The organism is Microbulbifer sp. A4B17, assembly GCF_003076275.1.
GTDB lineage: Bacteria > Pseudomonadota > Gammaproteobacteria > Pseudomonadales > Cellvibrionaceae > Microbulbifer.
Genome location: NZ_CP029064.1, coordinates 2860535 through 2882831, shown reverse-complemented (window position 1 = coordinate 2882831; position 22297 = coordinate 2860535). Strand labels below are relative to the sequence as shown.

At 46.2% G+C, this 22297-nt stretch carries 20 protein-coding genes; 13 read left to right on the top strand and 7 right to left on the bottom strand.

Annotated features, from left to right (window positions below; translation table 11 throughout):
* Nucleotides 1-131: 131 nt before the first annotated feature.
* A complete protein-coding gene (locus BTJ40_RS12850; protein WP_108733472.1) occupies nucleotides 132-254 on the bottom strand; it encodes a carbon storage regulator in 123 nt (40 codons plus the stop codon).
* A 219-nt stretch (nucleotides 255-473) separates the two neighbouring features.
* On the opposite strand from BTJ40_RS12850, the gene BTJ40_RS12845 reads away from it, so the two are divergent.
* The 3 genes from BTJ40_RS12845 to BTJ40_RS12830 all read left to right on the top strand — a co-directional run bounded on the left by BTJ40_RS12845 (nucleotide 474) and on the right by BTJ40_RS12830 (nucleotide 2188).
* The gene (locus BTJ40_RS12845; RefSeq protein WP_108733471.1) at nucleotides 474-989 is read left to right on the top strand and encodes a hypothetical protein; all 516 of its coding nucleotides are present in this window, start codon (nucleotides 474-476) and stop codon (nucleotides 987-989) included.
* Nucleotides 989-1198 (top strand): hypothetical protein, encoded by a 210-nt coding sequence (locus tag BTJ40_RS12840; RefSeq protein ID WP_108733470.1) that lies wholly within the window; start codon nucleotides 989-991, stop codon nucleotides 1196-1198. The genes BTJ40_RS12845 and BTJ40_RS12840 overlap by 1 nt, the downstream gene beginning before the upstream one ends.
* 474 nt (nucleotides 1199-1672) lie before the next feature.
* Nucleotides 1673-2188: a YcxB family protein gene (locus BTJ40_RS12830; RefSeq protein ID WP_108733468.1), complete on the top strand. Its 516-nt coding sequence runs from the start codon at nucleotides 1673-1675 to the stop codon at nucleotides 2186-2188.
* Nucleotides 2189-2391: 203 nt separating this feature from the next.
* Here BTJ40_RS12830 and BTJ40_RS12825 read toward each other — a convergent pair whose 3' ends face one another.
* On the bottom strand, nucleotides 2392-2715 hold the full coding sequence (locus BTJ40_RS12825) for a hypothetical protein (protein WP_108733467.1): 324 nt from the start codon (nucleotides 2713-2715) through the stop codon (nucleotides 2392-2394).
* Nucleotides 2716-2978: 263 nt separating this feature from the next.
* On the opposite strand from BTJ40_RS12825, the gene BTJ40_RS23180 reads away from it, so the two are divergent.
* The 6 genes from BTJ40_RS23180 (at nucleotide 2979) to BTJ40_RS12790 (ending at nucleotide 9955) form a co-directional block, all read left to right on the top strand.
* A complete protein-coding gene (locus BTJ40_RS23180) occupies nucleotides 2979-3230 on the top strand; it encodes a hypothetical protein (RefSeq protein ID WP_157954056.1) in 252 nt (83 codons plus the stop codon).
* Between the two features lie 288 nt (nucleotides 3231-3518).
* A complete protein-coding gene (locus BTJ40_RS12815) occupies nucleotides 3519-4157 on the top strand; it encodes a hypothetical protein (protein WP_108733466.1) in 639 nt (212 codons plus the stop codon).
* A gap of 163 nt (nucleotides 4158-4320) precedes the next feature.
* The gene (locus BTJ40_RS12810; protein WP_108733465.1) at nucleotides 4321-4503 is read left to right on the top strand and encodes a hypothetical protein; all 183 of its coding nucleotides are present in this window, start codon (nucleotides 4321-4323) and stop codon (nucleotides 4501-4503) included.
* A 667-nt stretch (nucleotides 4504-5170) separates the two neighbouring features.
* Nucleotides 5171-5593 (top strand): hypothetical protein, encoded by a 423-nt coding sequence (locus BTJ40_RS12800; RefSeq protein ID WP_108733464.1) that lies wholly within the window; start codon nucleotides 5171-5173, stop codon nucleotides 5591-5593.
* Nucleotides 5594-6440: 847 nt separating this feature from the next.
* Nucleotides 6441-8948 (top strand): NACHT domain-containing NTPase, encoded by a 2508-nt coding sequence (locus BTJ40_RS12795; protein ID WP_238151994.1) that lies wholly within the window; start codon nucleotides 6441-6443, stop codon nucleotides 8946-8948.
* Between the two features lie 326 nt (nucleotides 8949-9274).
* A complete protein-coding gene (locus BTJ40_RS12790; protein WP_108733463.1) occupies nucleotides 9275-9955 on the top strand; it encodes a hypothetical protein in 681 nt (226 codons plus the stop codon).
* A 104-nt stretch (nucleotides 9956-10059) separates the two neighbouring features.
* Here BTJ40_RS12790 and csrA (BTJ40_RS12785) read toward each other — a convergent pair whose 3' ends face one another.
* Nucleotides 10060-10233: a carbon storage regulator CsrA gene (gene csrA, locus BTJ40_RS12785; protein WP_108733462.1), complete on the bottom strand. Its 174-nt coding sequence runs from the start codon at nucleotides 10231-10233 to the stop codon at nucleotides 10060-10062.
* A 287-nt stretch (nucleotides 10234-10520) separates the two neighbouring features.
* Between csrA (BTJ40_RS12785) and BTJ40_RS12780 the strand changes: the two genes are divergently transcribed.
* Both BTJ40_RS12780 and BTJ40_RS22325 read left to right on the top strand, forming a co-directional pair.
* A complete protein-coding gene (locus BTJ40_RS12780) occupies nucleotides 10521-11054 on the top strand; it encodes a hypothetical protein (RefSeq protein WP_108733461.1) in 534 nt (177 codons plus the stop codon).
* Nucleotides 11051-11212: a hypothetical protein gene (locus BTJ40_RS22325; protein ID WP_157954055.1), complete on the top strand. Its 162-nt coding sequence runs from the start codon at nucleotides 11051-11053 to the stop codon at nucleotides 11210-11212. Before BTJ40_RS12780 ends, BTJ40_RS22325 begins: the two co-directional genes overlap by 4 nt.
* Nucleotides 11213-11416: 204 nt before the next feature.
* Here the strand turns inward: BTJ40_RS22325 and csrA (BTJ40_RS12775) are convergent, their stop codons facing one another.
* On the bottom strand, nucleotides 11417-11605 hold the full coding sequence (gene csrA, locus BTJ40_RS12775; RefSeq protein ID WP_108733460.1) for a carbon storage regulator CsrA: 189 nt from the start codon (nucleotides 11603-11605) through the stop codon (nucleotides 11417-11419).
* A gap of 646 nt (nucleotides 11606-12251) precedes the next feature.
* Between csrA (BTJ40_RS12775) and BTJ40_RS12770 the strand changes: the two genes are divergently transcribed.
* Both BTJ40_RS12770 and BTJ40_RS12765 read left to right on the top strand, forming a co-directional pair.
* On the top strand, nucleotides 12252-13274 hold the full coding sequence (locus BTJ40_RS12770) for an SIR2 family protein (RefSeq protein WP_108733459.1): 1023 nt from the start codon (nucleotides 12252-12254) through the stop codon (nucleotides 13272-13274).
* 9 nt (nucleotides 13275-13283) lie between these two features.
* The gene (locus BTJ40_RS12765; protein ID WP_108733458.1) at nucleotides 13284-15014 is read left to right on the top strand and encodes an ATP-binding protein; all 1731 of its coding nucleotides are present in this window, start codon (nucleotides 13284-13286) and stop codon (nucleotides 15012-15014) included.
* Between the two features lie 93 nt (nucleotides 15015-15107).
* Here BTJ40_RS12765 and BTJ40_RS12760 read toward each other — a convergent pair whose 3' ends face one another.
* From BTJ40_RS12760 to murI, 3 genes are all read right to left on the bottom strand, one after another.
* On the bottom strand, nucleotides 15108-18566 hold the full coding sequence (locus BTJ40_RS12760) for an exodeoxyribonuclease V subunit beta (protein WP_108733457.1): 3459 nt from the start codon (nucleotides 18564-18566) through the stop codon (nucleotides 15108-15110).
* Nucleotides 18563-21262: a PD-(D/E)XK nuclease family protein gene (locus BTJ40_RS12755; protein ID WP_108733456.1), complete on the bottom strand. Its 2700-nt coding sequence runs from the start codon at nucleotides 21260-21262 to the stop codon at nucleotides 18563-18565. Before BTJ40_RS12755 ends, BTJ40_RS12760 begins: the two co-directional genes overlap by 4 nt.
* A 98-nt stretch (nucleotides 21263-21360) precedes the next feature.
* Entirely contained in the window at nucleotides 21361-22194 is an 834-nt protein-coding gene (gene murI, locus BTJ40_RS12750) for a glutamate racemase (protein ID WP_108733455.1), read from the bottom strand.
* Nucleotides 22195-22297: the final 103 nt, after the last annotated feature.

Below are 22297 nucleotides of genomic sequence, written 5' to 3'. Positions count from 1 at the left end.
CTGAGGAGAGGGTTTTATAAGTTCGAAGACCTCAACCTCGAAGATAGCTGGCTATCAATAACGCTTCCATGGAGTTTTATTGAGGTGGAGCTTTCGTCATTGGAGAATCTACTCTCAACGTCTTCCATTGCCTATTTTCCGATAGGCACATAGATCTCTTTTCCGTGGACGAGGAGGGGTCTGGGGGCGTGGATGCCTATCTTTACTTGATTTCCTTTCACTTTCAGCACTATCGTGGAGACGAACGTCCCAATTTTAGTTTTCGTCGGTTCTGAGTAGTGGACGTGATCATAAAAGGCGGGGGGCTAGGCACTCGGAAATTGGGGATTCGCTCCAAGCTACTGAGTTACCTAATTGGACGCTATAGACTCCAATGGCAAAGAGGAGTGGGTTTACAAGTGGCTGTGGCTCGTCGTTAAGCATTGAAGTAATATCGCTTACCAGCATGGGATTGAAACTTATGGAGTGAGTCAATGAATCTAAATGTTTTGAGCTTTACACGCGATGATGCAGTAGGGCATGCAAAGCTAAACAAGCGTGCCAATCAAGTCTACATGAAGAGATTTGATGTGGATGTGGTGCTTAGGAAAGGAAAGCTTGATAATCCGCAGATCGATAAGGTTAGGTATCGTGAGGACCATCGGCCAATGATGGTGAAAAATAACAGAGCAGGTGAAGAAAGGCCCAAACGAAACGATATAGTAACCTATCGGATGCCAGGCTCTTCAGAGCCGTATATTTTGGCTAAATCGGGTGGTGTATCACTTTTCGATGGTATCAGTAGTAAAGTTCCATTTAGAGAGGGAAAGGATGCTTGGTGGATAATTACCAAAGATGCGAGATTGGAACCAGGGTTGATTATTGCAAAGGATATGTTTCCCGATGCAGAAGGCAATACCCACTACTCGATTGAAGCGGAAATCGACATGCCTGTTTCCGAGTATTTTGAAAAGCTTGCCGCCTTAAAAAAATATATGAGAGTTAAGTGATGTCTTATAACTACAAAGATTTGAACTATATACGAGAAGCCCTTGCTTGCTACGAAGAAAAATTATGTGATGTTGATATTAATGAATGTGATGATGAAGAAGCTGAAGAGCTTCAAGAAGATATTCTATACATGGGGCGTTTGAGGGCGCTGACCGATAGAATGATTGACGAGTGGGAAAACAAGGGCCCCACTTTAACCTCAGTCTGAAGGTCGGGACACAAAGTAAAAAGATTAAAGCAGTCAAGGCCTCCCTTATGTAGGGAGGTCGTATTGAGCTAATTATTTAGACAAATATAGGTACAGGCTGCATCTACCTTCAACTGCCTAACCTGGTTTTTTATGAAGAGATTTATACTCCTGGCATGCAAACTTCTATTGATAACTGCTGTATTTATACTGCTGCTGTTAGTGTCATTTCTAACTACTACGCTATTGGTGCAAGGAGATCAACACCCAGAAAGCTGGGTAATAAATGTCTATGATATTTCTGCTATGGCGATAGTAATTGCCCTTTATATTGCCGTAATGGTATATACGTTCAGAAGATTTATTAAGGCAGAGAAGCGCCTCAGGGAGTAGAAGTATAGTGATGTGATTAGCTTTCGCTGTGTGTCCAAAGAATTTACGCTTGGGCTTAAGGTAGATTGACCTTTATATATGATGTAGATTGTGGAGATTCGTTTGAAACTTAAAGTAGTAACCTCTAAAGCTGACCATAATAATTTTTGTGACTATGTGGTATGTAGTCGTTTGAAATCTCATACATGGATATCGATTCTTAAGATCTTAGTTGTTTGGTTGGCTATCGGTTTAATTTTTATGTCTTGTGTTCAGTTTAAGGCTGGGAAAATTGAGCTGAGTCCGTTCATATTAGTTATAGTAATATCACTTGCGTTTCTTTTTTATGTTGCTCTTAGTAGGTTGTTGGCTGTAAAAATAGGCGAGTGCTTTACACCAAACAAAGATGGAATAATATTAGGCTCTAAAGAGTATGAGATTACTCCAGAGGGTATTAAAGAAACTTGTCAACATGGCCATAGTTTCTATAGTTGGGCAGTGGTTGAGCAGGTGGAGGAAGTTAATGGGGCAATTTATGTTTTTGTGGATCAAGCACTAGCTTTGATTTTTACAGCTGAATCATTAGAGCAAATTGAGTTTAAAGATGATCTTTTAGATACATTGAAAATGCATACATAATACATCCAAGATACACTTAGGCCAGAATGTGGTATCTGGCCTTTTTAAGAAAAATACTATTTGTAGGAAGCCCTAGCTTCTAAATAAAGTATAGTACATGGGAGTCGCCAAGTACAAGAGTAGTTATTTCCAAAATACTGACAGACCAAGGGGGTGTGGGAAAGCCTATACTCCCTTAAATTGGAGCAAGGCAATACCAGGTTTTAATTAGCACGTATCTTGCTTGATGTACTTTCCCAAACTTCTTCAAAACCATTAATAAGCATGTAGCCAGAAAATTTGTTAAAGAGTTTATGCATCCAGAACTCTATATCAGTAATTCCCTCTATGACTTTTTGCTCTTCATTATCTTTGATTGCTAAGTCTGTCATTTCCCAAAATGATTCTGTTAATGAAGCTGCCATTTCGTTCGAGTTAATTTTTACTTTTGAATTGATAAACTCTTCAAGAAGTTCATCACTCATTTCTTTAGCGTAATGTAAAGCGAGGCTTTTAGCATCAGACTCAGATTCTTTAAATTTAAGCACTTTTATAAGCCTCCAGTTGCAGTTCTGTCATGATGGCTATTCTATCGGATATAGATCAAAGTTTGAAAACGAGTTCATCAACTCCATGCGTTCTGTCACTGCCCGTAAATAATGAGCTGGGTTATCAGGGGCTTATACAAATTTCATCCCGGAAAGGATATGCTGACTGTCTTCTATAATCCAATAAGCATAGTTAACTTTAGTTCTCTTTTCTTAAAACCTGCCTAGAAATTCCATTGTTGAGACAGTATGTTTGACCGTTGATGAGAAAGACAAACCGTGCTCATCCGTCTTTCAGTGCCTACTTTTTGTTCTCTTTTGATGCGCGTATAGATCTCTTCACGATAGGTGTGGAGGGATTTGGGGGCGTGGATGCCTGCTTTTCACTTCCAGCACAGCAACTAGTACTTTTGTTCCACTTTAAAGGCTTTCGCCGGTTTGGTGCTTTATGGTCAACCTATTTGCTTCCTAGTGGTATGGCTGGGTATCCCATGTTGGGGGAGTTTGGCAAGTGATGCTTTGCGGGTGTGGAACGGTTGTAGTGGTACAGGATAGGGAAGGGTGGGGGGAGTCTTCCTGGCTTGGTATTTCACTATAATCTGTTGAATTTAAATTATTTTTGTAGGACCAATGCCAATTTTCTAATCTGGCTTCTGCTGCCCTGTTCGCTACTCTATTTTGTGGGTGTCTAGAATTACATTTCTTTCTGATATACGTTTTCATTTTATAACATTATAGGGTTTCATTATAAGGTGGCTTATATTACTCTCTAAATGAAATGTTAGATTTTATAGGAGGTTCAATTGAGTACAGAAGTATTATCATTATTAGCAGTTGTTGCGACTTTTATTAATGCATTGGCGCTGATTTCGGTTCATCGTGGAAACAGAATACATAGTGTTTTAGAGGGTAAATTTAATAGAGATCATGGTAAAGCGGAAAATATTCTTAATAGGCAGCATGAAGAAACCGAAAACACTTTAAATCGACTTCACTCTGAAACTATTGCGGCTATAAATCATTCTTACTCAAAAGAAAAGCATGCAGCCAATCACCTATATACCCTGAAAGCATGTCATTTAGAAAATGCAGGAAAAATTATTGGGGAAATTCAGTTTTGGGCAGAGAAAAGTATTTCCCGAAGGACAAGAACAGAATTCGGTACAGATATAGAAGCAGCAAGTCATATGTCAAAGGCTTTTGAAGATCTAAGCCTTTATACAATGCAATATTTTTTTGCCTTTAAGGAAATTGTGCACTTACAAAAGTATATGAGTAAACTAACTAGTAGCGTAAATTACATTGAAAATATGGTTCATTCAAATGAGTATAATTCTGAATCTGAGAATTGGAAGAGTGCCGTAGTTATATTTCATGAAGGCCTGTCTCCTTTAACTTATGCACTGCAGGAAGAAATTGGAAAACTCATGCAGAAAAATTAGCAAAGTCAATTTGTTGATAATATGAACACTGCGGCAATTTTTATGTATCCTATTTCATGCGAGATCTTCATAAACCAATATGGATATGTTGAAGCAAAAATTCAAAATTATTATTCGTGGCTATAGCTATAATTTATAGAGCCAAAGTCATAGGTTTTTGTAAATGATTATTGTAGACAAAATAACAGAAGTGGCAGAAGCTTTATTGCAGTCGGCGAAAGAAGAGAGTGTCTTATCCATGGCGGCATTCCATAAGCTATTCAAAGATAATACTCTAGAAAATGATAAATATGACACACTAGAGTCTGCGTCACGAGCCTTAGCATATCCGCGTTTTGCAATATAGAGTGCGGTCTTATCGAAGAAAAGTACCGGCTTGCCCGGGAGTGGATTTTTTGATGCCTTTTTAAATAGCAAAGGAGATGAGGCGAATGTATTAATTGGTAGAAAATGGCTTCACCAACTTACGGAAGCGGACAAAACAATAATAACTGAATTTGAACGCCAAGCAGTATATAAACATGCACAAGATTGTTTTTAAAATGGCGTTTGATACAGAAGCATAGGTGAGATTCCCTCTAGGAGCTATTGTCCTTGGGTATCCCATGGCCTACTTTTTGCAGACTTCTGATGCGCATAGCTTTCTTCAAAAAGGATGGGATGAATTCTGGAATTTTGGTCCCTATCTTTACTTGATTTTCTGTCACTTCCATTACTGTGATCGAGATATTTAGTCAAAATGTTAGGTTTTCCCCGGTTCAGCACTTTAGGATCAGCGTGTTTGTTTCCTACGGATACTAAAGCTGTGGGTAGGTATTATTTGATTGGGATGTATGGCTAGTGACTTTGGGAGAAAAGTGAGAGTATCGCGTCGGTGGATGCAGAGCTGGAGATAGGAGGGTGAGGCTTCCAGAGGCTGGCGAGTTTCCTAGATTTTGGTTGGTAATAAAATAGTTTACGTAACAGGTGCGTGAGTATAGCATTATGTTAATGCGATATGAGAGGGTAACCTGGTGAGTTTGGAAGCAATTGTCATATCTTTCATAGTTTCGTTTTTCGCTGGAATAGCGGGTATTAAATATATTCGTTTCAGGGAAAATCAGATTCGAAAGAAAATTGAAGAGATAGACTCTCATCAAGAGTTTATCGAGAAGTTGAGCAGAGGGAATACTAAACTGCTGAGAAGTTCACTTACGCTAATTTTTATTTGTTTCTTTTTACTTTTTATTGTAATCATACTTCTATTAATGGTTCACTTTCTCAATCCACCTGAGTTATTTCGAAGCATAATTTACGGTCTCTGTCTTGGTGGACTTGGTATTGGCGCAGGTGTATGTTTTCACTTTGCAAGAGCCATTATCCAGAGTAATGACCTGAAAAGCACTAAAGCCAAGTTACATGAAAAACGTGAAAAGCTTGAGGGTAAGATTACTTAGCAAGTAAGTGTTGTCCAACTTAATTTATTAGCTAGTAACCTTACGTTGTGTGATTCACTACCTAAAGGTAGATGTCACGTGGCTTGGGTTGGAGTATTCGTGTTATACGCTGGTCATTCTGACTTTGAAGTCGCAAGAGGCTAGAACCTTTCACTACCAGCTTACGTGATTGTTATCCAGCAGGATTACACCTATGCTGAGGTTGATAGGTGTCCACCTCATATATGGAAAGCCGGCTCCGGGGGGGCGTGTTAGTACGCCTTCGAAGATGGCTTACCTCGCCAGCTTCCATATTCATGATTTATGGAAGTGAAAGCTTGGGTTCGGACCTCCTTCCTTAGCGAATTTGCCCCCAGCTCTTTTCATTGTCCACTTTTTGTGCGCGCATAGGTCGCTTCGCAATCGACAGGAAGGGAATTGGACGCGTGCATGTCTATCTTTCCTTGACTGCTTTTCAATTCCAGTGCAGTAAATAGGAGATTAGTTCCAGCTTAAAGGCTTTTGCCGGTTCGGTGCTTTATGGTCAACCTATTTGCTTCTTAGTGGTATACAAGCTGTGGGTGGGTATCCCTTGTTGGGGGAGTTTGATAAGTGATGCTTCTCGGGTGGGGAATGGCTGCAGTAGTGCAGAATAGGGAAGACTGGGGGCTAGTCTTCCTGAGTTGATATTTCACTACAACCTGTTGAATTTAAATCATTTTTGTAGGACTAATGTCAATTTTCTAATCTGACTTCTACTGCTCTGCTTGCCATTCTATTTGGTGGGAGTCCAGAATTGTTGGCCCTTTGGGCACTAGCCGAATTATGGGACAATAGGTTATCAATTCAACAGTTAAGAGCTATGTCAGTGGATAAGACTATTAATACCACGGAAAAAGGTAATGAGCTAAGGGACGCTGTTTTTAGTGTCGTAAAAACTGCTCAAAAATTGAACTATGCGGTTGAAAAGAATGTTGCAGGTAAGAATGTCGATGTTTACTACGAAGAATCAGATCGATTACAGCGAGGTGTGATCAAATATGGTGTCGAGTGTAAGCACTATGGAAAAGCTCTGGGCCGTACTGATTATGACAGTATCATAGCAACCTATATTTCTCTTCTTAGCTCTAACGCAATAGACTACTTGATTATTATTACGGACCTGCCACCTACACCTGGGGTTCTTGATACTGTCGAGAATAACCGCCAAGTGGTCCACAAAACCTTTGATGAATTTAGCTCTTTGATAATGGATTTTTCACAGTACCTCACGTCAGTTGTGAGCATGTACAAAAATGAAGGGCTGTGTGATTATTACGTTCCCATTAAGGATATAGAGGGGAACGATATCGAAAATACAATAAATAAGTGGGTATTAACTGAGGATTGTTCTCCAATAGCCATACTTGCGGGATATGGCATGGGAAAAACCAGTTTCGCAACTATGCTTGCATCCAAATTTGCTCGTCGGTGCTTAAACGGAGAAACATCGCGAATACCAATTTATCTGAAGCTAGGAGATATCTTTAATGAACAGGGAATTGAAGGGTTGGTCTGCAAATACTTTGCATCACAATATAATGTTAGTGGATTTACCTACCCTTTATTCCTTGAGTTTAATCGATTAGGTCGATTTCTTATTATCCTTGATGGTTTTGATGAAATGAAGCATGCGATGTCTTTCAGTGCATTTAGATCAAATATAAGGGAGTTCAATAAACTGGTTGTTAACCAGTCAAAGGTTGTTATCCTGGGGCGACCGAATGCATTTACATCTGAAAATGAAAAATCCAGTGTGTTACATGGTATCAAGTATATCGGGGACCAGGAAGTCAAAGATGCAGAGATGAGAGACTATCGTGAAATCGAAGTAGGTCTTTTCACGGGCGAACAGTTAAATGATTTCATCCCAAAATTTATTAGTTATTCAGCAGATCAGGCGCCTATAAATTCCTATGATTTTATAAACAAAGATTTTTGTGATCAAAGGATAAGCGAGCTACTGGATGAAAAACACCGTGAGCTTATATCACGCCCAGTGCATGCCAGAATGTTAACACTTATAGCACTTGCCACAACGGAAGCACTATCGAGCTTTACTACTTACCACCTATATGAAACCTTTTACGAACGAATATTAGAACGAGAAGATTCCCGACCAGCAAGAAAAAAAATAAGCAAAGATGAGAGAAAGGAATTTATAACCAAGCTTTCTTGGGAACGCTGGATTAAAGGTGGTGACAGAGGGTTTTCGTTTGAGGATGTTGAAACATTAAACTTTAACCTAAAAGCTCCGGAAGCGCCTAGAAAAGACATCCTTCGAGATTTAATAATTGGAAGTGTTATCGAGTCTAAAGGCGACAATTTCTTTTATTTTGCTCACCGATCTTTTCAGGAATTTCTCGTATCCCAACATATATTAAGCCTTGAGTGGGGAACCAATTCAATTTCTGATGTTGATAGAGCATTAGGGCAAAATGTCATCGATTTTATTGAAGAAAGTGGTCAGAAAAGACAGTTCATAGGGCACCTTTTGGAGCAAATGTGCTCTTTCACTGGCGAAATCACCTCTTCTTTCTATAGGTTTATTAGAACAGAAACGTTTAAGCTAGATTTTGATATCGGTTTTTCTTTGATAGAGCCATCTAGCTATGATGATTGCCAGAGCCCGTGGCACGCACTTCTTGCCTTTTCTTGTCCTACTACAATCGGTTTAAGGGGATTTGATTCTACTCTAGTAAATTTTTACGAATTTACGACCGATAGCAATATAAAGCTTGCTATATTCATAGGAACGTTGATCAAGGCTCTAGGAATGAACTCTGGAGTCGACAAACAAGCTTTTCTTTTGATTGACCTATTCCATTGGCAGGTTTTTAAAATAATAAGTAAGTGTAAAATTCATAAAGGAAACATACGAGATTTTGCTGTAGAAAACGATTTAGACCGCACCCTATTAACCTCTTTTTTAAAGAGCGCTAGTGTCGAATTCACTACAAAAGGTGAAGTATCTAATGTGAAGCTTGATTTAGCTAACTTACTGACTTTGCTGCTAGATGCTACTAGAGGAAATTTTTATATTTCTAATATTGAAGCTGTTTATAATAGCACCGGCAACTCATCGGTTAAGCTTCCTGTGCTTAAGATAGGCGAACTTCTCAGTTTCCGATATCCAGCAAGAAATGAGCGAGACTCGGAAGAAGTAAATCAGCTTAATTCCCAACTTAGACGCGATAGGAAAAAGATACAGCAGTTTTGGCGAGCCAATCCAACGGCAAGTACTCTTGTTCCAGTTAAAGTGCGCGCCGAAAATGCTAAAAAGCGATCGGTTCTAAAGCTAAAGAACTCGAGAAATTCATTGGAATCCGAATATTAGATTTATACTCTACCGACATGGCATATTTTATGTAACAGTCATGCTAAACATATGATGCAAGGTATATTTGTTCTGTCAATGACTACTAAAAAGTTCTTTCGCATAATCGTTAGTTGATCGGTATAGAACAACTGAGAGTGTGTTGCTAGGTAATACAGTGCGTTGTTCAACCACCCGATATAAGGTTTTGGAGATTTCAGAATAGGAGATTGCTGATCAAATTTTAACCGCCCTGAATCCCACCTTGGCCAGTCTGATTATGTGGCAGTTTATGCTTTTATATACTGGGTGTCCGGGATTACTAAAAAAATGCGAAAGAGATTAAAATGATTGTAAATTATGATTCTTCCTTAGGAGCACTTCCAGACAATATTGATTCAAAGCAAAGAGTTATTTTAGATGGGATGTTATATGCGTTTAGGATCATTGATTTGGCAATGAATAGATTGAATGTTGCCCTAGCGGATATCTCCTATGAAAAAGGAGATAAAAACTATAGGCATTTTTGTTTTACGGCCGCCTATTCAGATGTATGGAGTATCATTAATTCAATACACAGTATTAGGGAGCTTGTGCCAAAATTTGATTCGGAAAGAAATAGCGATGAAGTAAAGGGATTTTTAAATGATACAGAAGATGCGTCTCTTTTAAGAAATATGATTAATCATTTAAGGGGGCGCTATGAGAGTTTGGCAGCTAAAAAACAGGCAACTTGGGGTGAGATTCGGTGGGTGATGTTAAGTGAAGATGGATCTATAAAAACACATCTAATATCAGCAGGCGCTGTAATTGAAGGAAAAATTAATGTAGAGAATCCACTAGGAAAAGAAGTTTCTACTGGGGTTAATTTAGTTAGTCTTGATGCACATGGAAAAACTATATACCTTGCGGATTACATTGAAAGAACAACCGTAATGGCTCGAAAACTTGAGTTGATGATTAGTAGGTATAGTGAGGGGCTCCCGTGTACCCCTTCGGATACTCACATGTCATTTGAGATACAATAGGTATGTGACCTATAGCAAGCGCAAGTTATCGCTGTTTGGCCGGTTGATTTGACTTTGTAGAGATTGAGGATTTACCGGGGTTTCCTTCTTTGGAGAGCCTGCTCTCAACGCCTCCCATTGCCTATGATGCGCACATAGATCTCTTCCCGATGGACGGGGAGGGATTTGGGGGCGCAGATGCCTATCGTTACTTGATTTCCCTTCACTTCCAACACTATGATCGAGACATTCGTGCCAATTCTTAGGCTCTCGCTTGTTCGGCGCTTTAGGGTCAACATGTTTTTTCCTACCGATACTCAAGATGTGGGTGGGTATTCTTTGGTGGGGAAGCTTGGTAAGTGATGCTTGGTGAAAGAGTAGAGTAGAGTGGAGCGCGGGGGCGGTGAGTGCAGAATAGGAAAAGGCGGGCGCTAGGCTCAAATGGTCATTCGCGTTATCATTACCCATCCATATCAGGCTTTCACTTATTAATGTCCATGATTGGTCGGACCGCAATGAACCGGGAAAATACTGCCTTCAGTGACGGCTAAAGGCGGATCTCAACAGGCAGATTCAAGGAGAAGAAATGCAACCGTCACATAAGGAAACGTTAGAACGGTATGATGTATTTCGAGCGCAAGCAAGAGATATAGCAAAAGAAAGCCTGCCCGGAAACCTGAAGGGCGTTCTAAATGTTGAAGGTATAGATCACAAAACCTTAAATGCTTTCCAGGCTTGGAAGGATACCGCTGAACGAAAGGTTTCATGGGATTGGGAATTTTCCCGGAGCTATAAGATTTTCTATCCGAAGTCATTCGATATGTCAGTTTGGTTAGGAAATACTTTATGTTCAATGTCCCTTGGTCGCCCTACATTCAAGGGCACCGAAATGCGTTTAGATTTTATAGAGAGAGCCCCTAAGAATTGTCCATACGCCGGTGAAATGTTCAGTATTTCTCTATTGGCGTATGAAATTTATGGGGATCTAATTGGTGCAAAGAAAATTCGCATCATGGAGCCTATGAATGACAAGCTCATAAAGTACTATATGTCTCATGGTGGGTTTAAATTGGTTGGTTCAAAGAAAGGCAATCCACATTATCTGGTAAGAGACTTATGAACGATAAAGAAAGATACGAACAGGCAAAAAAGAAAGCCGAAGAGAGGGCAAAAGAGTTGTTCAAGCCACTTCCTGAAGATATTAAGGAAGAGCTTGAAAAAGATAGCACTTTGGGCTCACCGGAAAACCTAATAGATCGTAGTGATGAAGAAGAATAGGTTGAAAAATGACCACAGTCTTCTGCGAACTAGTTATACTGCTTGTTCGATCCAATTTGTGTTGACTTTTACCTTTCTATGGAGAGGTGACTTTTTGTAGTTGTGAAGAGGGCTGTATAAGTTCACTGCCCTATACCTCGAAGATAACTAGCTATTAATAGCGCCTTTATTGAGGTGGAGCCTCCTTCCTTGGAGAACCTTTCCTCAACGCTTTCCATTGTTTATTTTTCGTTCTCTCTCTATACGCACATAGATCTCTTCACGGTGGACGGGAAGAGAATTGGGGGCGCGGATGCCTATCTTTACTTGATTTCCCTTCACTTCCAACACTGTGATCGAGACATTCGTTCCAATTCTTAGGTTCTCGCCTGTTCGGCGCTTTAGGATCAACATATTTATTTCCTACCGATAATCAAACTGTGGGTGGGCACTCCTTGGTGAGGAAGCTTGGTAAGTGATACTTGGAGGAAGAGTGGGGTGGGGCGCGGGGACGGTGGGCGCAGAATAGGAAAAGGCGGGCGCTAGGCTCCCAGAGCTTGGGGAATTGCTCCAAGCTGCTGATTGTGCTCCACTTTATTGAAGACGAGCGGGTTTCTAGCGTAGTATGCATACAGCCATCTTGATAATTATCCTATCAATTTGGTTAGCTGGCCCCTGGTGTTGCAGCACCTTGGGTCAGCGCCTTTTCTCTATTTTTACTTCACGCTACCTTCTCCTATTGTGGGCAGGTTCTTTTAGAAAATTTTTGTGGCTCTTGCAGAGTGTTGGCCTTGTGAGGGGTTGTCTAGCTATAGACCACAACTTTGACGGTTATCTTTTGATTTTACGTGGCTTTGGCGAAAGGGAAAACCAAATAAGTTTCAATAAGATAATTTAGGCGCCTATATATTCTTTGATGCGTTAGTAAGAAAAGCCATTGAATAACTATTGTTTTGTGTAATGTTCTTCTTCAGTCGAAACTCTTGGCGATTTATACTTCTGTTTAGAAGGTGTATGGGGTCACCATTTATTAATAGTGAAGTTGTAAAAAGGAATTTTGATGGCTGGTATGGAAATCGATTTAATATCTAAACAAGCACAAGACTATTATGGAAGTACACCAGTTATTATTTTGGGTAGTGGTGCATCCGCTGCTCATGGTATGTCAGGTATGGGAGCTTTATCTCAACATCTAATTAGATCAGTTGAGGTTGAGGGTTTAAGTTGTCAAGAGGTTGGATTATGGGGGGAATTCTGCGGCTTTCTTGAGAATGGGGTTGATCTTGAGACCGCTCTTCATAAGGTTAACTTAACTCCAGCATTAACAAGTAAAGTCGTATTGTCTACATGGAATCTACTTTCTCCTGAAGATATTGCAGTGTTTGAGAAGGCTCTAGTTGATCAAGAACTATTTCCGCTCGGCAAGCTTTTAAGACATATGCTGAGGAGTACTGTAAGGCAGGTCAATATTATTACCCCAAACTATGATCGATTGGCAGAGTATGCTTGTGAACAGGAGGGTATTCATCATTTTTGTGGATTTTCACATGGGTATAAGGGCTTTCCAGAAAAAAAAGATTATTTGAAACCCTTGAGACAGGTTAACATTTGGAAGGTACATGGTTCTTTGGGGTGGTTTGTTAATGATCAAGGGGTTGTCTGTTCGCTTGGTAATATTGGTAGAACACCTGAAGGTTTAACCCCTCTCATAGTTACTCCAGGCAATGAAAAATACCGAAGTACTCATAGAGAGCCATATAAAACAATCATTCATGAGGCTGATGATGTCATTGATGCTGCATCCTCATATCTTTGTATCGGGTTCGGGTTTAATGATGATCATATTCAAGAGAAGCTGGTGAATCGCTGTGCAAAAGGTGATGCCTCAATAACTGTTGTTACACAAAAGCTTTCTGAATCAGCTAGGAATTTTTTATTTAGCAGTCAATTGTCGCGATATCTGGCAATTGAAATGTGTGAAGATGGTCCCGGTTCGTTAGTATATAGCTCTAAATGCGTAGAGCCGATTAAGATTGAGCGCAACTGTTGGTCTTTAGGTGGATTTTTAAATTTAATAATGTAGGGCTTAGCTATGGCAATTTTTAACTTTTCAGATGATGATGCACTTGGGACCGTTTCTTCAGTTGATACTGCAACTGTAATCGTGTCTGTTGAAGACAGTGAAAAGCTAAAAAGATTGCAAGTAAATAGACTTGCTGTTTTACAAAGCAGCAAGCCAGGGCAGCACTTGATCGGTCTTATAAGTCAAGTTACCCGAAAGCGGTTGATTCTAGATCAGGATGAAAATCATGGCGAAGAGTTTGATGAACAGAATCTTTGCAAAGTTTCATTGATAGGATCATTGCTCGATGTGGAGGGCCTTAACCGAAATGTTTTCCGAAGAACATTGGAGAGCGTACCTGAGATTGAAGCAAATTGTTTTTCGCTAGAGGGAGAAGACCTTACAGAATTCATGCGTGTTATCTCTCATTCGGAGAATGATGGAAATTCCTTGGTGCTAGGTAGATATACTTTAGATGATAAAGCCGAAGCTTTTCTTAATGGAAATAAGTTTTTCCAACGGCATGCTTTTATAGGTGGAAGTACAGGGGCGGGGAAGTCATGGGCGACTGCAAAGATTATTGAGCAAGTCGCACACTTAAAAAATTCGAATGCAATTATTTTTGACCTTCACGGCGAGTATGCCCCACTGGCTGGTGACGAGGTGAAGTATTTCAAGATCGCCGGGCCTGGAGATGTGGAGTCGGGGAGAACCATTTCTGATGGCATTATATTTTTGCCTTATTGGCTTCTTTCTTATGAGGCAATGGTTTCATTATTCGTAGATAGAAGTGATCAAAATGCACCAAATCAGGCGATGATCATTTCTAGAGAGGTTAATGCGGCAAAAACTAGATATTTATCTGGCGATGAATATAAAGATATTTTAGAAAACTTTACTATAGATAGCCCTGTTCCTTTTAGACTTTCATCTGTGATGGAAGGTTTGAATAAAATTAATGAAGAGAGAGTTGCTGGTGCAAAGGCTGGGAGTACCAAAGCTGGAGAGTTCAATGGGAAGCTAAGTCGATTGATCTCCAGGCTCGAAAATAAAATATCAGACCGGAGGTTGGGTTTTCTTTTTAAAGGAGGCAGTGATGTTCTGCAATTTGATTACCTTAATCGCTTGGCTAATTTACTGTTAGGCTGTGCTGATGAAAATGGTACTGGTGGAGTTAAGATTATAGATTTTTCAGAAGTGCCGTCTGATGTATTGCCGTTAATGGTTTCATTGGTAGCGCGATTATCATTCTCTATTCAGCAATGGACTCCGCTAGAGAAAAGGCACCCGATTGCCTTGATGTGTGATGAAGCTCACCTTTATATACCAAATAGAAATCTCACCGGATCAGCAGATGATATATCAATAAAGATCTTTGAAAGGATTGCAAAAGAAGGTAGGAAATATGGGCTTAGTTTGGTGGTAATCAGCCAGAGGCCATCTGAGGTTAATAAAACAATTCTTAGTCAATGTAGTAATTTTGTTTCAATGAGGCTTACTAATTCTGATGACCAAGGTGTAATTAAAAAATTGCTTCCAGATAGCCTGGGTAGCTTTAGTGACATACTACCTACGCTCGATACTGGTGAAGCTTTGGTAGTGGGTGATGCCAGTCTATTGCCTAGTAGAATACGAATAGATGAGCCAGTAAGAAAGCCGAATAGTGGAACTATAGAATTTTGGAGAGAATGGCAAGGCGAGGTTGATCAAACACGGCTTGCCTCTGCCATAGACAACTGGAGGAAGCAGAAAGTAGAGTGATGCTTATATAAATCGTTTTTATCAGAAAAATGTGAGCGTTCTATCTATGATACTGAGTGCGGCTTTAAGCCGCACGATAATCTATACATCCCCCTAATCCAACTCCACCAACCTCTGCATCAACGGAAAATACAAAGCACACCGAATATTCCGCTCTCCCCGCGCATAAAAGAGCTTGCGGTAATTCTCCAGCTGATTCCGATACTGCTCCAATTGAGCCGCAATAAACTCTTCCTGGCTTTCCTCACCACTGGGCTCTGCGGTTTTGTAATCCACAATCCAGCGGGTACCTTCGTTATCGATAAAGGTGCGGTCCACAATGGAGCGCCGCAACTGTCGGCCACCGCTGTGGAGTTCCAGTTCGCAGGCAGATTCTCTTAGTGAGCCATCCAATAGCCAGCGGCCGGTGGGGCAGTTAAGGCTGTTGCGTACAGCGATTTCCACTTTCTCGACGGCGCGCTCCAGGCTGGTGGCAGATAGGCCCAATTGTTTCAGGCGCAGTTGCCATAGGGGGCGTTGGGCTTCCAGTTTGCTGGGTGGCCAGTCGTTGATATTGGTCTCGGCAATGGTGGCGAGGGTTTCGTGGGCTACGGTGCCGGCGTGTTTGAGCCAGCGCAGGGCTACCTGGCCCAGTTCGGGAATATTGTCTTCTTCCTCTGTTTTGGGTTGGTAGTCTGGCATGCGGTATTGGGCCAGCCATTCCTGCCGGGGCATAGCTTGGGGTTGCCATTGGTTGGGCAGGCGCAGCAGGTAGTCGTGATCTCTGCTGGCTTCGTTTTGGTTGTGTAAGGATTCTTCCGCTTCCAGCCAGTGGCACCAATCGCTTTCCTGGTGGTGCAAAACACTGGGCCAGATGCCGGCGAGTAGGGCGGCGCTGCCGGGGGCTTTTAGGTGGCCCTTTTTTTCATCCCGGTTGATGCAGGCCAAAAGATGCAGCGAGCGGATGGCGCGGGTGCAGCCTACATACAACAGGCGCGTACCTTCCAGACGTTCGCGCTCGCTGTTGTCGTGCTTCAGGTATTCAAAAACCGGGTCGCGGCCGCCGCGTGCATTTTTGGGGGCGAGCAGAAAGCGGCTTTCGCCTTCGCGGCTGAGCCATTCGCTCCAGCGCAGCAGCTGGTCGCTGCCGGGTTTGCCGCCTTGGTCCAGGCCTGGGATCAGTACGTGTTCGAACTCCAGCCCTTTGGATTTGTGAATGGTCATCACCTGCACTTTGGCATCCTGGGCGGGGCGGGCGTAGAGCTGTTCCAGGGCCAGGGTGAACTGTTGCCAGTCGGTAATGGCTCCGCCGGCATCGAAGGCTTCTAACAATTGCAGAAAATCCTGCACGTTATTCAGGTCGGATTTTTGCGCTACCGTGGCGGGGCCGCCCAGTTCCAGCCAGAGGCCTTCAATCCAGGTGCGCAAGGATTTGCGGCCGCGTTGTTGCCAGGCGTGAAGCAGTTTGGGGGCCACTTGGGCCAGGCGCGTGCGCCCTTCATCGCTGAGTAGGGCGATATCGTCCACTTCCTGCAAGGCCATTAATAGTGGGCGCGCGCTGGTGTCGGTTACAGTGATATCCCCATTGCCCCAGTTGGCCAGGGTGTAAAGGTCTGGCAGTTGCAGTCCGCACCAGGGGGCGCGGAGTACGGCCAGCCAGCTGATTCGGTCGCTGGGGTCGAGCAGGGCGCGGGTGAGGCTGAGTAAATCCAGCACCACCATTTTACTGGCGAGCGGTGCTAGCTCTGGGGCCTGGAAGGCGATATTGGCAGTACTTAGGGCTGGCAGAATTTTTTGCAGATGTTTTTTCTTGCGCACCAGAATGGCGATGCGGCTTTCCGGATCTTGCGCTTGTAATTGCTGCACCAGTTCAACCGCTTGGATGGCTTCGCGGTTGCGGTCTTCGTCATCGATGCAGCCGTAAAAATTCACCGAGGGCTCGGCCCATTTTCTGCCTTTAAATGCTTCGGATTGCAGATAGCGCACGGCGCCGCGACCGATATTGTCCGCTTGCGGAAAAGCCCTTTGGAAAGTCTCGTTGACCCAGTCCACCACTGCGCTTTCGGAGCGGAAATTTACCTGGAGGTCGAGGGTTTCAAGGGGCACTTCACCGATACCGCGTTCGCGCGCATCCAGGAAAATACCCACGTTGGCATTGCGGAAGCCGTAACAGGACTGCATGCCGTCGCCGACAATAAATAAGGTGCGGCCGTCTCCCTGCTGCCAGCCGGCAGTGAGTTTTTCCAGCAGTTGTAGCTGGGTGTGGGAGGTGTCCTGGAACTCGTCCACCAGAATATGCTGGGTTTGCAGGTCCAGTTTTAGGGCCAGGTCTGTGGGGTTATCGCTATCGCCCAGGGCGATCAGTGCGGCTTGGGCCACTTCGGTATAGTCGGTGGCGCCCAGCTGCTGGAATACCAGTTTTAATTCTGCGACCAACTTGGGCAGTACCTGGGCGAGCCCTTGCAGCAGTTGCCATTGGCTCTGTTGCAGTCCGCTGGGGAGCTTGCCCACTTCCCGCAGGGCGGAGAGCAGCGGTTCGTTGCCGGCCAGTTCTGCCAGCAGGTCTTTCATGCGCTGTTTGTATTCTTCGGCGATGGGGCGCTCGGGATCTTTTTTATCCGGCAGGCCAAAACCGAGTTTTTTATTGATGCCGCCGCCTTTGCGCAGATCACCGGTGGTGGTGAGGAGCAGGCTGCCGAGGGCGAGCCAGGCGGGCAGACCGCTGCTATCTGTGCTGGGGAAATCGTCCAGTTCGGCGAAGAGGCACAGGCCGTGGCTGGGGTTTTCCTTTTGTAAATTGCCGCCGGCATAACTGGCCAGCTCCAGCAGTTCCCCGGCGTAACTGCCGAGGGCTGTGGTGAGATCTTGCAGTTTTTCTGTCACCAGTTCGTCGATAACAAAATGGAAATAGTCCTGGGCGCCATCGAAGTTAACGCTTAAAAGTGGGCCGAGCCATTGCTCGCGCTTGTCCAACAAAATACGCAGTAGCTTATTGAGCTGACCCAGGTCGTTGTCCAGGTGGAGCAGTAGTTGCTGTAGGTCTGCGTCTGGGGTTTCGCCATCGAGGTGTTTGAGCAGGTTCACCACCGCTAGCTCGAAGGCGATTTGGGTGCGCTCCAGGGGTTCACCCGGTGCGCCAAGGCCGCTTTCGATCGGCAGTTGGCTGGCGAGGCTGCGGCAGAGGCCGTCGATGGTTTGAATACGCAGGCGCTGGGGTGTTTGCAGCAGTTCCCATTCCAGTTCGCGATCCCGCTCCAGCAGGGCGCGGGCTAAATCCCAGGTGATGGCATCGTGGGGGTTGTCTGGCCGGGCTTGGTCGCGGGCGCTGTGCAGGGCGTCGATCAGGCGCTCGCGCATTTCACCGGCGGCTTTGCGGGTGAAGGTAATGGCCAGCACTTCTTCCGGTTGCTGGCAGGCGGCGAGCAACTTTAATACGCGCTGGGTGAGCAGGCCGGTTTTACCGGAGCCCGCCGGGGCAGACACGGCAAAGCTGCGGCTGATATCCAGGGCTTGGCTGCGGGCGTCAGCATCAATGGGGCGGCGTAGGGCGGGAGTGGTCACGACTTCGTTCATTCGGTTATTTGCTCCCTTTCCGGCCAGCGGTTTAGGGGCCAGAGTTCACTATTGTTATCGGTGGGGCGATCAAAGGCGAGGGTGGCTACACCACTGCGATATTCGGTGGCGAGGGATTCCAGGCTGTAGCGCCAGTGCTCCACCAGATTGCTCCAGGTGCCGTAGGGGGATTCCTTTTCGGTATCGCCCACGGCTTTAATGCCGGTAATGGGGTGCTCCAGGTCTCCGCAGCCATTCCATTTGCAGTCGCCGTTGCGCACCTGGCCGAAGGCGATGGCGTGGGCGTCCGGTTGGAATAGGGCGTAGAGCGGCAGCTGGGGTTCGCGGATGCGCTGGGTAAGCCAGTCGCGAATACTGGGGACGCCAGTTTTGTAATCGATTACCAGTTGTTCGCCGCTGGCGAGTTGATCCAATCGGTCTAGGCGCAGGTTAAAGTGCAGCCCGCCGATTTCCACGGCTTGTTCCCATTCGACTTTCTCTACGGAGAAGTTGGGCCTGTCCAGTTCCACGGACAACCATTGTTGCAGCAGGCGCTCCAGGCGCTGCTTTTCCATGGCCCAAAATCCGATCGGCAGGTGATTGTATTTTTTGCGCACACTGCCGAGAGAGCGTTCTACCGCGCGCTCGATTTGCGCTTGGCGTTGCTCATCGTCCATGGCTTGCAGTTGTGTGAGGGTGCCGCACTGTTGCCAGAATTCCGCCAACACCTGGTGCACCACATTGCCGCGCTCGGCGGGGCCAAGGCCGATATCCGGTTGGGTAAAACTGCTGGCGCCGAGGCGGAAGCGCAATTGGGCATTTAACGGGGACAGGGCCTGGGCCTTGAGCACCGAGGCACCGCCGCGCACCCGTTCGCATTCGGCGGGGGTGAGTGGCGGTAGCTTTTTGTCTTCGACTTTTTCCAGCTGACAGGCTTGCGCCAGTTGGCTGTAGTGATGGTGCAGGGCGCCTTTGGCAAAGTGCTGGGCTTGTTGCGGGCTTTCAAACAAGCTGCTCAGGCCTTGCTGCACACCGTCTTCTTCGCAGGTGAAACTCACGATGATATCGCCACTGGCATTGAGCAGGTCGGCGGTGAGTTCGCGGGCCAGTTCCAATTCCCGCTCGGCGCTGGCGCGGGGCATCTTCCAGTGTTTTTGCCATTGAATCGGCAGCAGCGGATTGGGCGCCGGTGCCGGCGGCCATTGCTGTTGGCCGAAGCCGACCAGGCGCAGGTGATCGAAGGCGAGGCCGCCGGCTTCCAGTACTCCGAGAATTTGCAGGGGGCCATCGCGGGTTTCCGCTTGGAAGGGGGTGCGGCTGGCAATCTGACGCAGCAATTGCAGGGCCTGGGTGAGAGTAAGGTTGCCACCACAGGCGCTGAGTGCGGCGAACTCTTCCAGGATGGATTCCCACTGCATCAGCTGCTGGTATTCCTGGCTGTCCGGGTTGCGGTTGCCGGGCCAATTTAAAGCGGTAAGTGTTTCGGAAAAACGCGCGGCCCAAATTTCTGCGGGGGCTCGCTGCCAGCGCCGGGCGCGTTCGGCCATTTGTTCCAGCTGGCGGGGCAGTTGCGGCGATTCCAAGTGGAGGACTTCTGCGCTGCGCTCGGCCCAGTAGCGCAGGGTTGCGCCGTCGATGCGGCGAAGTTCCAGTTTTTGTAAACGGCGGAATAGGGCGCTGCGCAGCCAGGTTTCACTGTTGTCACCCCAGAAGGGGCTGAACAGGATATTTTGCAATTGGGGGTAATCCCATTCGTCTTGCAGTAGCGATAGCAATTGCAGGGCGGCGCTGCCGATCGGTGTTTGCGCCAGGGGTGTACCGGCGGAGAAGTTAAACGGCAGTGTGTAGCGCGGTTGCTGCGGGTCCAGGCATTGGGGCTCGAGCACGCGGGAAAATACCGCTTCCACCTGAGCGCGGCACTGGCCCAGATTGTTCACCACTATACCGACGCTGTGGCCGGGGTTTTCGGCGAGCTTTTGTCCGGCCCAAAGAGCTGCTTGGTAGAGCTCTTCATCCAAATCGGCGCAGGCGGCTACGGATAATTCACTTTGCTGGGTAAGTCCCGGCCTTTCATTAACGGCTGTTGCACCTGCGTGAATCAGGGCATTGGCGAGGGGCGAAATCTGGGCAAAGCCGGCGGTATCAATTTGTGCGACGGGTTCCAGAATGCCTTCCTGGAATGCGCGCAGGATCAATTGATCGCGCTGGTCTGGTGTGATGGCGCTGTTGGCCTGAAGTTCAGTGGCAAAGGCCTTGATCATGGCGCACAGCGGCAGTTCATCGCTGCGCATAGAGAGTGCGAACTGTTCCAGTAGGGGAGTTAGCGCTTCATCTATTTGCGAGAGATCGGAGATCAGCTGCCATTGGAGCAGCTGCGCCAGGGCGCTATCGGCATCCCGGCACAGTTGCTGGCTGTTGAGCAGTTGCCGGTCCAGGGATTCATCCAGGGCGCGCTGCCAGAGCAATTGCCGTTGCTCGCGATTCAATACCTGCTGCAAGGCGGGCTGCCAGTTGCGCTGTTGCAGTTGGAACCAGAGCTTGTCCAGCCAGCTGCGCAGGGATTCCACCGGCGGCGGCATCCAGCAGGCACCGGGCGACTGCTGCGCGGCAAACACCTGTTGGCAGCGGTTGCGCAGACGGCTGTTGGGGGTGAGCAGCAGTCCGCCGGGGGGCAGCTGTGCAAATATTTCGAGAGCGGGAAATGCCGGCTTCAGCATGAATTCGGGTACCGGTTAGGGCTTGTTATTCGGGGAACGGTCGCGGTTTGTGGCGGAGCTGTCAACCTTGACGAGCAGTTGTCACTATTTTGATGATCCTAAGGGTTGGATTCGAGGGGTTCGGCAACTGGGGCGAACTCGCTGAAGGCCCGTTCTATATTGCCGGTTAGGTCCACCGTGCTGGTGATCAGGCGGCCAGTATTTGGGGCATTCGGCAGCATCAGCTCAAGTTCTTCCAGCCACCAGCGCACGCGCCGGGCGATGGCTTCACCGGAATCCAGCCATTGGATTGAGCGGGGGGCGAACTGGTCCAGTTCTTCACGCAGCAGGGGAAAGTGGGTGCAGGCCAATACGGCAATATCTACCTGATCGCCACCGGCGGTGTGGAATACGCGGTGCAAGACCGGCTCCAAATCCTCTGCGGTGATGGCTTCGCCGCGCAGTTTGCTTTCCGCCAGATGCACCAACTCCGGTGCGGGCACATTAATTACCCGGTTGCCGTTGGCAAATTGCTCGATCAGCTCGCGGGTGTAGCGGCGATTGACAGTACCTTCGGTGGCAATCAGGGCAATAGTGCGGGAACGGCTGGCGGCAGCGGCGGGTTTCACCGCGGGCACTACGCCCACTACGGGTTTCTGTAGGGATTCGCGCAGCTGGGGTAGGGCCAGGGTGCTGGCGGTATTGCAGCCCACCACTAAAATATCAGCCTCGCAGTGCTCCATCATGGCTTGGGCCTGCTGGACGATGCGGGGGCGTAGTTCCTCTTCGCTTTTGTTGCCGTAGGGGTAAAAGCCGTTGTCCACACCCAGGTGCAAGGTCAAGCCCGGCATCAGGCGGCGGATCTCCCGCGCAATGCTGATGGCGCCCACGCCGGAATCAAAGATCAGGGCGCTGGGGGCTGGGCTATCTGGGTGGGCGCTGTGTTTGTGCATGCGTTCTGGAGTACCAACATCGAAACCAATCCTCCAAGAATACCTAAAACCCCGTAAAAATTCCCGCTGGGTCTTCTCGGGCGCAAACCTATCCCTTGATACT